The sequence below is a fragment of the Gilliamella sp. G0441 genome (genome assembly GCF_050589305.1).
Lineage (GTDB): Bacteria > Pseudomonadota > Gammaproteobacteria > Enterobacterales > Orbaceae > Gilliamella.
The window spans coordinates 1-13,358 of the sequence record NZ_JBNRJF010000006.1; the positions used below are offsets into that span (position 1 = coordinate 1).

At 33.1% G+C, this 13,358-nt stretch carries 8 protein-coding genes; 1 reads left to right on the forward strand and 7 read right to left on the reverse strand.

The window, feature by feature from the left end:
* From ACKJXD_RS06615 to ACKJXD_RS06645, 7 genes are all read right to left on the reverse strand, one after another.
* Window positions 1-222: hypothetical protein (locus ACKJXD_RS06615; protein WP_430875887.1), on the reverse strand; the 222-nt coding region annotated here is incomplete at its 3' end.
* 53 nt (window positions 223-275) lie between these two features.
* On the reverse strand, window positions 276-1,100 hold the full coding sequence (locus ACKJXD_RS06620; protein WP_430875888.1) for a DUF6708 domain-containing protein: 825 nt from the start codon (window positions 1,098-1,100) through the stop codon (window positions 276-278).
* A 54-nt stretch (window positions 1,101-1,154) separates the two neighbouring features.
* The gene (locus tag ACKJXD_RS06625; RefSeq protein WP_430875889.1) at window positions 1,155-1,982 is read right to left on the reverse strand and encodes a DUF6708 domain-containing protein; all 828 of its coding nucleotides are present in this window, start codon (window positions 1,980-1,982) and stop codon (window positions 1,155-1,157) included.
* Window positions 1,983-1,999: 17 nt separating this feature from the next.
* Complete coding sequence (locus ACKJXD_RS06630) at window positions 2,000-5,956, reverse strand: toxin VasX (RefSeq protein ID WP_430875890.1); 3,957 nt, start codon at window positions 5,954-5,956, stop codon at window positions 2,000-2,002.
* 36 nt (window positions 5,957-5,992) lie between these two features.
* Entirely contained in the window at window positions 5,993-6,922 is a 930-nt protein-coding gene (locus ACKJXD_RS06635) for a hypothetical protein (protein WP_220216534.1), read from the reverse strand.
* Entirely contained in the window at window positions 6,912-7,184 is a 273-nt protein-coding gene (locus ACKJXD_RS06640; protein WP_430875891.1) for a hypothetical protein, read from the reverse strand. The genes ACKJXD_RS06635 and ACKJXD_RS06640 overlap by 11 nt, the downstream gene beginning before the upstream one ends.
* An 836-nt stretch (window positions 7,185-8,020) precedes the next feature.
* Window positions 8,021-11,431, reverse strand: a complete 3,411-nt coding sequence (locus ACKJXD_RS06645; RefSeq protein WP_430875892.1) for a M23 family metallopeptidase — start codon at window positions 11,429-11,431, stop codon at window positions 8,021-8,023.
* Between the two features lie 1,420 nt (window positions 11,432-12,851).
* Here ACKJXD_RS06645 and ACKJXD_RS06650 point away from each other — a divergent pair.
* Entirely contained in the window at window positions 12,852-13,340 is a 489-nt protein-coding gene (locus tag ACKJXD_RS06650) for a hypothetical protein (RefSeq protein ID WP_220216531.1), read from the forward strand.
* Window positions 13,341-13,358: the final 18 nt, after the last annotated feature.

Consider the following 13,358-nt stretch of genomic DNA (forward strand, 5'->3'; position numbering starts at 1 on the left):
TGAAATATCACATATCAACATAGGAATTAAAAAAAATAATGAAATTGATAAAAATGAACTTATAGATAAATAAAAAATTTGATTTGATAATTTTTTACGTTTTAAAACACAATAATTATCATTAGCATAAATTAACCGATCTTCAGGACTGGTTAAGTAATTTTTCCCTTTCTCTAGATCCCCTATCCAACCAAAACGTTGGGGGCGGTACTTTGACGGCATATCTGGCTCCTGTTGTTTAGTTTTATTTCCAGCTTATTTAGTACCTAACATTATTACTGCTTAACCTGATATTTTTGTTTGATATCGGCTAGCTCGTCTAGTGTTGTGGCATTGAACGCTTCGATCATCCATTTAGGCCAACCTTGACCGTTGATAATTTTTTGTTTGAATTTGTCTTCTTGGTCGGTTGGGTAGATACTTCGGCTGGGGTCGGCTAATTTATCAAATATCATATAATTATTGACCCAACCCCAGATTAGATGACTACCAACTCCAATTCGGGCAGGATCGAACATGATATGGTCAATGGTTTGGTTAGTGCCGGGTTTACACACCATTAAAATATCGCTAACTAGTGAGTAAGGCGAATAGTTATGAATGGCAACACCGTGTAAATCTGCCCAATCATACTCTTTTATTCGGCGTTTATTGGGGTGTAAAAATACTAAGGGGTTATACCAAAATCGAAAGCTAAAAAAGTAACTTTCATTCACATACACTTTACCCGTTTTACGGTTAAAAATAATTGGGCTTCCTCGACGAGAAAATAATGATTGATATAATCCTGGGATAACTACATATATGGTAATACAACAAGTTATTAAAGCAATAGTACTTAATAGTGTTATTTCGATCTCATTATCTGTATTGTATATAAATAATAATGCTCCGCATAATAAAATTGCTGGAATCAACAGAAGGAATAAAATAAAGTAAATAAATGTATAAAAGATTTTATCTGACAACTTTTGTCTAATTAATGAACAATAGTTATCATTGGCATAGATTAACCGATCTTCAGGGCTAGTTAAGTAATTTTTCCCTTTTTCTAGATCCCCTATCCAACCAAAACGTTGGGGGCGGTACTTTGACGGCATATCTGGCTCCTGTTGTTTAGTTTTATTTCCAACTTTCTTTACTATCTAACCTTATTACTGCTTAACCTGATATTTTTGTTTGATGTCGGTTAGCTCATCTTGTGTTGTGGCATTGAATGCTTCGATCATCCATTTGGGCCAACCTTGGCCGTTGATAATTTTCTGTTTGAATTTGTCTTCTTGGTCGGTTGGGTAGATGCTTCGGCTGGGGTCGGCTAATTTATCAAATATCATATAATTATTGACCCAACCCCAAATTAAATGACTGCCTACCCCATTTCGGGCTGGGTCGAACATGATATGGTCTATGGTTTGGTTAGTGCCGGGTTTGCACACCATTAAAATATCGCTGACTAGTGAATAAGGGGAGTAGTTATGAATAGCAACACCGTGTAAATCTGCCCAATCATACTCTTTTATTCGGCGTTTATTGGGGTGTAAAAATACTAAGGGGTTATACCAAAATCGAAAGCTAAAAAAGTAACTTTCATTCACATACACTTTACCCGTTTTACGGTTAAAAATAATTGGACTTCCTCGGCGGCTAAACAAAACATGATAAAATCCAGGAATAATAGTATTCATACCAACCAAACAAAATATAAGTCCTATAATAGTAGCAATTAGTAAATAGTTTTCCATGTTAGGATTATCATATTCCATAACTAATAATAAACCTGTATAAATTGCCCCACAACCCAATAAAATAGCTAATAAATATATAAAAAAATAAAAAATTTGATCTGCAAATGTTTGTCGAATAAAAGCACAATAATTATCATTCATATAGATCAACCGCTTCTCTGAGCTAGTTAAGTAATTTTTCCCTTTCTCTAGATCCCCTATCCAACCTAAAAGCTGTGGGCGATATTTTGACGGCATGCTGCTCTCCTGATTGATTAAATTTTTCCGTTTTTCATAATTATTAATGGTACTTCTTCACGGTGATTATATTGAATTATTATTTGATATTTTTTGATTCGACAATACCCAATTGTTCCGGCTATCCATTTATTAATCATTAGTTCTTGAAAATCATGCTCTGGTGATTTTTGCAAACTAAAGTCTTGTGACTTGGACTTGCCAATAGTCGAGTTTGCAATTGGATAGCTGTTGGTTTTTGGCTGATCATATTTATTTATATAATCCTCCATATCGGTACTTAGATAGTCGTCTTGCATTGAACTTTCGTTGATTTGAATTAATTTTATACCCTGTGTGTTAATGTGGTATTTGAAATCGGTATAGATATTGTCGTTCAGGTACAAGCGAATATGAGCGGATAGCGATTCGTTAGGGTTGTTTTCGGCAAATTCAGCAATATTGACATAAAAATAGATATGCCGTTGCATTGAATTAGGGCTATCTTTGGTAATGTAATGTGCTGGATAAGTCTGCACTATCGTATTCTGGAACGGTTTAAGGCGGATAAAGGTGTTAATACCATAAACAATAACCATATAGTCATTAATCGCGCAACCAAAACCCGAATGCGTGTTGTAGTCTTCTTCGTGATAGGCATCATAACCAAGATATTTAAGCTCCCCTTGTTTGCCAAAACAGCAGCGATTTAACCAATGTTGAATAGGGGTGAAGTTATCGTATTTCTTGCTAAATATCAATGCTATAGCTCCAGCTATAAGTAGCACTATACCCGCAATAAAAGTAAATGGTGTAGCAATTGCTAAGAATATTGCACCAATCATCGTTAAAAAAGCACCAAAAATTCTCGCTTTAAAGTAAATAGAATCTTCCATATCTACCATATCAAAAGCACTTTTTAGCTCGCCTATGGCATCTATGACGGTTATTGCCGCAAAGGCAACTGATACTGTTCTTATAATTATATTATTTAATGCAAGACGGCTTTCAATTTTAGTAATACTGTTGCCAGCTTCGGTGGCTTTTGTTAGTTGCATTTTCAATTTCACATCACGGTATTGGCTGGTTAAATCAACCCCAATTAATCCTAATGATAATAAATTGGTGTATAACTGTTGTTGAAGCTGTAATTCGCCTTCGCCTGCTTGTGGGGTTCCCCACTGTTTTAAGTTGTCCCAAATATTGCTTAAGGTCAAAACTCCGATAATGCCACTCACCGCTATATTGATGGCAAACCCTGTTTTAGCGATGTTGACACTAGTGCGATGTTTTTCGATTTTGGCTTGATGCGTGGTTTTGTCTAAGTCGATCTGTTCTTGCTGATTTTGGTTTAAAATTTGTTCGAGTTTTTCCCGTTCTTGATTAAGGATCTGCCGATTTTTCTCGATTCGGTTATCCTGTTTTATCTCTTCAATCGTGGTTTGTTTTTGTTCTTTGTGTTGTTCAATTTTGGTTTCTAATTCAGTTTTGGTTTGCTCAAGTTTAACCTTTCCTTTTAACGCTGGTTTTATTACTTTGGCAAGTTCTTGCGGTTTTAAAACATTATTTTCTAGGTTTTTGATAAATGATTCAATGGTATTTTTGATTTCCAGATCTGGCAGGAACATCATTAATCTGAGTTTTTTCAATGATGCTTTTTTACCAGCAGGTTGTTTTTCATCAACAGGTCGTTTTTCGTCATCGGTTTCAAATTGACTTAAGAACTTTTGTTCTTGCAAGGTAAGCCCTTCTGAACTGTAATATGTGCGGTTCATTTGACTGATTAGCGCGACTAATGGTTCGATATGCGTTGGTCTGATTTTAACGTCAAGTCTGAGTGGATAAACATTGAGTTGAGCCAATCGAAACATAAAATGTATTTCGGAATATTGCGGCTTAATTAACGTTAGCTTCTGATCTTTCACTAGCCTTGAATATTTATTTAATGACACATCATTCAAATAACCATGAGCAAGAACTAGTTTTTTGCTGTAAGGGCTATTAGTTGGATTGCGTGCCGATAATTGTGTATTGACGTTTTTTAGTTGACCTTTTAATTTTTGTATTTGTTGCGTATGTTGCCTTTTTTTTCGTTGTAACTGCTTGTGTTTTTCGGTGTCTTGCAGCGGAATGGTTTTTCTTTCTTTTTCTAGTTTGTCTAGCTCTTGCTGATTGATTTTAATTTTTTCTTCAAGTTCTTTTTGCTGTTGCGTTAATATTTTCTGTTTCTCACCTGATTCTTTTTTAAGTTGATCTTCTTGTAACTTGTTTGGGATCAGCGCAATATTAAGGCTTCTTGATATGACATCATTCCAACTTATTTCGGTGTCAGTATTAATATCGATAAAGTCTTTTTGTTCCAAATCGATACCGTTAATATTCAGGTGAGTAATAATGTAATAAATACTGCTCGGATTGCTAAGGAGTTCATCCCATAGCGCATTGTCTTCATCTAATTTGACATCAAAATGGCTGGCATCAATCAGTATTTGAGTCACGTCTTTAATGTGGCTTTGTATGCTTTCTTCGTTAGTAAAGTCAAATTCAGCCTGCCAAAAACGTACCATATTGACGCTTTTCGGGGTGATGTTACTGTATTTTGATTGATATTCTTTATCACCAAATAACCAACGAACATAAGTAAAATAGTCCTGCGACCACTCTTTGCAATAATCTACCAGCTCTTGATAGGCGTCTTTTAATTCGTCGTTAAATATGCCAATTTCTTTCTGATTAATACAGCTGTCAAAATCATTTAATGCGTTTTTCTTATCGGTAATTAATTCACTCAATTTCATATCATCTTTAGTGAGTGGGTAATAATCATAAGTTCTTGAGGGATCCTCGTGTTTTATAATTGTGTCCTTTACTTTTTCGATTTCCCGATCATATGATGTGACAATTGAAGTTCGGTATTGCTCTATTAACTGTAAAATTGTGCGCTTTTTAAATACGTTTGGTCGATAATATTTAAAACGTTTTTTTAATTTAGGATTAATCATTTTTAGCATGTTTTGAGCACGCCGTTCAAAAATTTGATTTTGTTTGTCGACATCAAAACCAGCATCGAAATCATCATCAAGTTTTATCTCTTCGTCTGGCGGTAATTCAGCTTCGTTATCAAACATACATAAACTGTTCTGACGTTGTGAGTTAAGCTCTTCGGCAATGCCAAAGGTATCTTCTAATACCACGCCACAAGAAATAGGGGTTTTGTTTATGTATAAGTTGCTGGTATGCGTAACATATTTTAATTTTTCGTTTTTTAAACTGATAAATGGATGTGCTGATTCAAAACTATTTGGGAGATTATCCAAACGAAACTCAAGTACTTTACTGTCTTCATTTTTATAATCCTGATAACTACTACCAAAAATATCTTTAAACGGTACCGCTCGATTGCCCGTTGCTTGAGAAGGGGAATCTTTAAAATTTTTTACATCAATTTTAGTAAAACGGGATAATGCGTGGTTATCTTGTTCTTGTAAATAGCTATTAATGGTTTCCTCGTTCCAAGGTTGTGAAGAGTAAGCCACCCATGCCAGGGTGCACTCTTTTTGCAGATGAATAAACGATGCAGGAATAGTGTGACAGTAGTTTTTACATGCTTTTGATATCGGTCTTGGCGTGGTACTGGTCAACTGGTAGTAGTCTTTTAACCTAAGCGCCCCTTCAATACATTCATAGGCATGAAGTATTCGGCTTTCGATATCTTCGATTTGTTGTATCACATATACATAGCCATTTCGTAATGTTCTTAACACATAACTGTAATATTTTAGTTCCTCATCAGGCATACGTTTTTTAAAGTCTAAGGTTTTAGCATAATCGGCTAATTCTTGATAAGTAGGGTCAATATCTGGAGTCAGTACTGATTGCGTTTTGATTACAGCTTGACGCAATAAAAATATAGGTAAGCCAGTTCTTTCACAAGCAGGGCAACGACCTTTAGCGTCATCTTGGTTTCGGTTGGCTATGTTTTCTGTTGTTTCCATTTTTTACCTTACATTCTTTATTCTTAACCTATTATTTTATTGAATATTATTTGGTTTAATTTCAATATTAATTTTTGCTTCAATGATTCGACGTGATAACGTGCCTGGTGCTTTTATCGCTTTGGGGATATGTTCAAGTACGTTGGGATTTAGAGTAAAGGCTTTGTGATACCTTAATCCATTTAATCCCCAAAATAAGATATCAGCGGCATCGGTTAACCCTAATTGGTACGCTTGATCAACATAATATTCCGCTTCGACAATGATTTCGTTTGACAGTGGTACATTTTTTTGATCATCGAATTTTTTGCGGTTATTTCCCCATGCATTGACTAGCGTGCGTATCATCCTTAGGTTTTTTAAACGCTGACAGTAATCGTGACTCCAACTTATTGGCACTTCGGACTCGTCATCAACAGTGTAGCGAATAAATTTCCCTCCCTGCACAGACGGATAATAGATATTTTCAAACTCAGAAAATTGTGCGTTTAACAATGCGTTGTCTTGGTTCGAGCCAAGCTCGTGTAAAAATTGCATCCGAAAAGGTTCGAAGAAGGGGTAATAATGTTTTTGTCGCAATGTTTTAGCGATGTGATTTCCAATATCAACAAGTTTTTTAGCCAGTAACGACGGTTTTAGTTCAGTGACAATATAGGCACTAATATAACGTTTTGACCAAAAGCATTCTACTGCTGTCTGTTTGCTAATTATATCAAGTATCGGTCTTTCTAAAAATTGATCGGGTTCAGCAAGCCTAACCAGTGTCGGGCATACGCTTGGATCGTAATCCAAATCTGTACGCAGTACTTGAGTAAGTTTTTTTTCACCAAAGGCTTTATTTTCACCATAGTGAGCAAATAATCGTTCTTTTGATAATGGATGAAACGGATTAAGGGCGATTAGGTTATTAACCAATAGGTAACGATATTGGTAAAGATTTTCACTATTGTTTAATTCAGCAAGCATTTTTTATTCCTTGTTTGCATATGTGTAACATCCAATTTGCTTGATCATTATTCAATTGATTGGGTTTTGGCAGTAATTGTCTTTTTTTGGCTGAATTTTTTTGTTGGTTTAACTGTTTTTTGCCTTTAATGTTTATAGCAGGCGTTATTAAATGGTGTTCTGATTTGGCAAAAGTATGGCGATTGAGGATAAGATGTTCGGTTAATTTGTTGATTAATCCTTCAGCAACTTGATTGATGACTTTCTTAAAATCGTTTCCCATTTTTTGCTTCTTATTCCTTTTATTACTTAATAGCCGCCCGTTTTAACTCGTCACTATTAGGTATATTGCACTATTGTTAATAACGATGTATTTAAAATTAGAATGGTGATCTAATTTGTATAGCGTTAGCTTAAAATTAATGAGTGAATTTTATTTTGCGGTAAAGTAATAAGGTTTGATTTGTATCACCGTGTTCTATCTCATCAAAATGATGTTATTTATTGCAGAGCGCGATAAAACCACCATTACACTATGCTTATATTCACTATTTACATAAATTTATCTAATTTTAAATTATCAAACCATTTTTACATAAAATTAAATAATCAATAAAGATTATTAATATTAAATAAAAAATTACTTTTTTTCTAGAGGTTTTGCAATATATTATTTATTTGTAGAGCATTATTTAATTTATAAAAATTAAATTTTGGAAGAGCGTTTTGAGGTATAAACGTAAGCTTGGCATGAGTAAAGTTAACTTATCATTCGACAAACTTTTGTTTGAGGGCTAAATAGCAATACTATCCTAAGTTATAGTTTTAAACTGCAATTATCGCAACTAACTGTTTAATAACTATTTAATGACTATTTGATAACTTAGCAAAATAGCTTGATTAAACAATCTGTCTTGGTTAATTTACTGATTGCTGTCATTTTGAACAAACTCATGAACGATCATCTAATATAAGATTTTCGTTCGGGAGAATGACATGATGTTATCCGTTTTGTTTGACTATTTTGATATATAAAAGTATAAGAAGTCTCCCATCCTTTAAATCCTTGTATGATCTCTAGCTTATTCTTTTCTGCCATTTATATTTAACTTCAACTTATTAAAAGTCTGACGAAAACGTATTTTCATACCCCTCTTTTAGTATGTCTAGAGGATCTAATAAGTCAGCACGTCTTTGATACGGTTGGTTTTTACTATCCGTTAATGGATTGTTTAAATCTAATCCGTTTTCGCCTGAATAATATTCTAGGTGCAGGATATAAATAATCTTGTCATCAATAATGAGTTCTGGTTTATACTTGGTTGTTTCTTTGGAATCAGTTTTAATCTCAATACTATGAGGACTTTTTTCACTGCGTTTGAGTTCTTTTAATAATAGTCCTGTTTTAGCAATTACCGTGCCTTGCTTAACAGAGTCACCCACTTTAACGGTAATACTATTATAGTCAACTTCACCATAGCGAATAATGAATTGTCGCCCATTTTTAGTTTTATGCTTTATTGTTATTTCATATGTTCGAGAGTAAAAACTGTCTATTCCTAGAACTGTTCCATCACATATTGCAACGATTTCGGCGTTAGGTTCAGTATAGAGATCTCGCCCGGCATGTTTTCTTTTACCGCCATCACATTTCCATCCAAACGCTGTTTGATTATTATTTTCTGTCCAATTGAAATTTTGACCCAATTGCATATCAGAATTATTTATTGGTTTTTCTTTTAGTGGAAAAATAATTTCAGGTTCAGGACTTGTAGTATTGAAATAATTTACCATTGCCACAGGGTGAATAAACCAAGCTTTGCCATCGGTTGATAAATTGGCTAGTTTAGGTGTGTCGGTATTCGTATCGGTCTTATTGTTATTTGTTGAATCAGTTGATTGTGCTTGGGATACGTTTTTCCACCATAATGATGGTTTTATGCGTTCTGTTTTTTCAATTTGCCAATTTTTTTTAACATATTCATGAGCCTCTTCTACTTTGTCTAAAGCAAATTTTCGCTCGTGTTTTTTGGTGATACCGAGGTTGTCTAATTCGTTTGTTATAAATTTTTTATTTTGTTGTTTTTCTTCGTCAAAAAGTGAATCAATTTCATTCCATTTTTTTAACGCTTCATCCGCATACCATTCACTTTCATATTTTACTGATAAATGTCCAATCTGTTCTGCCGTCCAACTTGTTCGTAATACATCTTTGAATTGGTCATTTATAAATGGTTGTTTATTATTTATTTTTAGTTGTTGCAAAAACTTTTTAAGCTTACTTTTCGGCATATCCATTGATGTATTTATAAGAGCATGATTATATCCGGTTTGAGATAGAATCATTATTAATGCCATCATTGTTTCAGAATAATCTTCAGTGTTTAATTTTACTGCACGGTTTTTATTCAATTTTTTTGAAAAATCACCTACCGACGCTTTTTCTTCTAACGTCTTAAAATCTGACCAATGCCATGGGGTAACAAGTTTTATATGTGGCTGAGCACCTTTTTTAGTATTTACCCAACCTTGTATTGGTACGCCATATTTATTGCCTGCCTGAATATATCGCCATACTGTATCCGCATCAGCATCATCTACTGCTGTTAGGCGTTCTTCATCCGATGATGCATTAATCGATATCGTGCGCTGATAATATACTGTATTGTTATTCTTGTTTACTTTTGAATTTTCGAGTGATAGTGGAAATTTTTTCCAACACTCTATCTTGCTATTAAGTTGCCCCTCTTTACCACCTAAGTGTAGAACGTCTTTCGAAGCGATCCAATAATGCTTATTCTCAATGCAAAACCGTATTTCAAAGAATTTAGGCGTATCCTCATTACTTAATATTAAAGGCGTATAATCAATCAATAGTTCAACTTCATCTGGAATATCTGCTGCGTTCAATTCAGGATGACGATATTCGTAAAAGCTAACCAGATTAGTTTTATCATCCTTCGTTAAACGGTATTTTTTAACTTTACTATGCTGTTTTTTAGTATTTGTCGTATTGTCTTTGTTGTCCAATACTCTGAAACGATCAAAATATGCCATTAACATTTGTAACGTATATTGAAGCGTAATTTTGACGTAATAATTATCCGTATTACCAATAAATTTTATAACTGGCCCTTTACTTATAAAACCATCCGGTTTTGAGGCACTAATTAAATTTGCATCTTTTTCAACTAAGATAATTGTCTTTTCACTGTTGGGTAACTTATCCGCCAAAGCACGTGTTTTATTGATAAATGCAGGAAAATTTTCACAGGTAAATAATTCTATATGTGCTAGTTCTGGTAATTTGTTATCTAATGCACGTTTCATTGTCGATAACGGCGCTTCTTTTGGTTCATCGAAACGTTCGCTTTGACTGACGTTATGACCGATATAACCGACAAAAGCGCCCTTTTCTATTGGGATAGGCTCTTTTAACACTACGACTTCATCTAATTTTTCTGGTTTTTGTGAAGTTAATAGCAGCGATGTTAATTTAACATAGCCTTTATGTGGCGAATTGTTATCACCACTTTTGTTTATCAATATTGTTGGTACTGTGCACTGGCTGATTTTCCGAATCTTGGCATATCCATTTTCTTGTCCATCAAATTCAAAAGTTGCGGATTGAGGCAAATAGGTTAGTTTTTGTTTTCCAGTAGCAGATTCATATATTGCAATACCTTTGATTTCTTTTTCTGGATGACCAACCTTATTATTATCTTCCCGACAGATTACGTAGTCTTTATTCGCTTCTGCTATTTTTCCTGTTGGTCTATCATATGCGGTTGTACCAATATTTTCATGCCAAACATAACCTTCAATATCACCTAATTCATTTTTAATTTCGCTTGAAGTGACCAACGTGCCTTGCGTGATTGAAACAATTTTATACCAACCTGGTCTACCTCTTCTTTGTTCACCTAACCGAATTTTACTTCCTTTTAATAATAAGCCGACAACCTTAGTTCCTTTTCCTTTTTTTCTTATTTCGCAACCTTGAATTGCTTCTGCTTTTTCTTCATTCACTTTAGCTGATTTTACTTGCCAAAAATGAGGATATTCAACTTGATTACTTTTATCTTGTTTTTTTTGCTCATAACCATACCAATCAAGTTGATGCATATATAAACTGTATAAGGTTATAGCAGGTGGCGGTTCGCTTGAATCAGCAATTTTTGGCATTTCTAAATAGTGCCGAACTAAAGTGAAACCACTTGAAAAATAGGCTACTTTTTGTTGTTTGGTGGGTGTTTTTTGTTCATCATTGTCATTGTATACAATTTTTGGATATACGTTGTTAATTCGATATGCGACAACTTCCCCATTAGCCATACATCGTAGTTTGCCATCACTACCGATTTTATTTAATACTGCCTCATCAAGATGAATACCGCCGTGCCATATCCCATTTTCACCAAATGGATAAAAACCACTATTTGTTTCCGATAAAGCTTTATAATAAGCGTCTTGACTGAATTTTTTTTTACCAACGGGAAAGATAAAGTTTGTTATTTTTTTTATTGTCATTGTTATTCCTAATCCATTAATTGTATTTTTTTAATTATATGTTTTTTATTAAATTTTAATTATAAGCACCGCATATCTATTACAACAAATAATCCTTATGGTATATCATCATAATTGATACCGTTGCTTTTCTGTTTTCAGTTAAGAACACAGTGCATAAATTAAACTCATCGATTTTAAATAGGTAATGTTTTCTTTATTTGAATTTAATTCTAAATGAATTCAATGCCTACCAACTTGCTTGATGACCTTAATTGTCTTTTTTACTAAAGCTGACTATTAGACTTTTTAACTTAAATTTTTTTGATTGAACTCATTCAATTTATTCAAAATGACGATTGAATATAGTGAATAAGACAACGATTAGAATTAAAGTAATGACAATGAAATTTATAAGGTGATAGGTTTTTATCGATTAATAAACTTAACCAAAAGAAGAAATGATGAGCGCTATTTCGCATAAATATATTTCAGATTAAGTAATTTAAAGTTATAACAAAAGGATATCGACATTCTAACAATTTTATAATCACTACTTTTCAAATTTATTTAAGTTTATAGTATTAAAGCATCTAAGACGATTATTTTATTACATAATATTGATAATCGAAACAGATCATAAATTACTATTTTTCCAGAAATATTGCAATATTTAATTTCACAAGATAACTCATTGAAAATCATCAATAAGATAATATTCAATACTGACTTGTTTATTGTTTGTTCAATATGGGATTAAAGATTTATATCAGTAAAAAATGTAAGGTTGTATGTAATTATCTATTTATTCTTTATCGAATTAGCTGATATGTAATGACGGTATGGTATTTGATTAAACTACAGGTAGCGGTCATATAATGTTCTTAACTGCCTATTTAAACCCTATTAATAGTTAAATATAGCGCACCTATCTAGTTCAAATTATCTTTTGGTCGATCTGTATTGCAACAATTAAGATCATCTAAAAAGTAGTTTACGAAATTTTATATGAATGACTATAGAGTAGAAGTTGAGGAAATTTTGGAAAAAAAATCGACGTTGAAAGCGTGTTGCTATGCCATTCTTGCCTTAAAACCTGTTTTCCTTGTTATGCAACGGTTTAGTGTGGGTTTTAGGTTTAAATTGGCTTAATTGTTTTTAATTCCATTACGTTTAAAAAAACGTTAAATTATTGGGTGATACAAGGATTAATCACTTAAACTATTTTCTATTTTTAAATTTTGATTAAAATTTATTAATACTGGTTAATTTTTCTTATGTCATCACTACATTAATAAGAAATGACTACATATTATTTTCTTTTTAAGCTATTCTATTAAGCACGCTATAAACGATTCTGTGTTATAGCTTTCCTATTAGCCTTCAATCATTCGGCTAAATTACTTAATCCAATTTACTAAACGAATCAATGGAATATATTATGAAAAAATTCATTCCTATATTATTCTTATGTAGTTTGTATGGTAGTAATAGTTATGCAGATGAAAGTCAAAATAGTTTCCATATACAACCTAAATTACAAACAAATAGCGATTATACAGAGTATAAAGCGCAATTAGCCGATAATCTTTCTTTGTCATTTTTTGTTGATAGCCAAGAACAGAAAGCCATACCCGTGTTATTAAAAGATGGCAAAAAATATCAACCAATTAGTATTAAATATTGTATTAAAAATTCCGATGCCTGCTGGCGACAAATTATTTATCATAATTCACTTTCTCATATTAGTTATAACCTTGATAAACCCGAAAGCAGAAAGAATTTATTGATATGGAAAATAGAGTATCTCGATAATGGTCAATTGGCTGAAACCGATTTTACACCGGCGCCAAAAACAGGGGCTTTACCTGATGGGGATGATGATTATGATCCTTATATCCTGTGGCAATCAGATTTAAGCAATTATTAATGCAAATAACTAATTCGC

What these genes read in the sequence shown, in the direction of transcription:
- ACKJXD_RS06620 (WP_430875888.1), bottom strand. Translation starts at nt 1,100, where the DNA reads ATGCCGTCAAAGTACCGCCCCCAACGTTTTGGTTGGATAGGGGATCTA.
- ACKJXD_RS06625 (WP_430875889.1), bottom strand. Translation starts at nt 1,982, where the DNA reads ATGCCGTCAAAATATCGCCCACAGCTTTTAGGTTGGATAGGGGATCTA.
- ACKJXD_RS06630 (WP_430875890.1), bottom strand. Translation starts at nt 5,956, where the DNA reads ATGGAAACAACAGAAAACATAGCCAACCGAAACCAAGATGACGCTAAA.
- ACKJXD_RS06635 (WP_220216534.1), bottom strand. Translation starts at nt 6,922, where the DNA reads ATGCTTGCTGAATTAAACAATAGTGAAAATCTTTACCAATATCGTTAC.
- ACKJXD_RS06640 (WP_430875891.1), bottom strand. Translation starts at nt 7,184, where the DNA reads ATGGGAAACGATTTTAAGAAAGTCATCAATCAAGTTGCTGAAGGATTA.
- ACKJXD_RS06645 (WP_430875892.1), bottom strand. Translation starts at nt 11,431, where the DNA reads ATGACAATAAAAAAAATAACAAACTTTATCTTTCCCGTTGGTAAAAAA.
- ACKJXD_RS06650 (WP_220216531.1), top strand. Translation starts at nt 12,852, where the DNA reads ATGAAAAAATTCATTCCTATATTATTCTTATGTAGTTTGTATGGTAGT.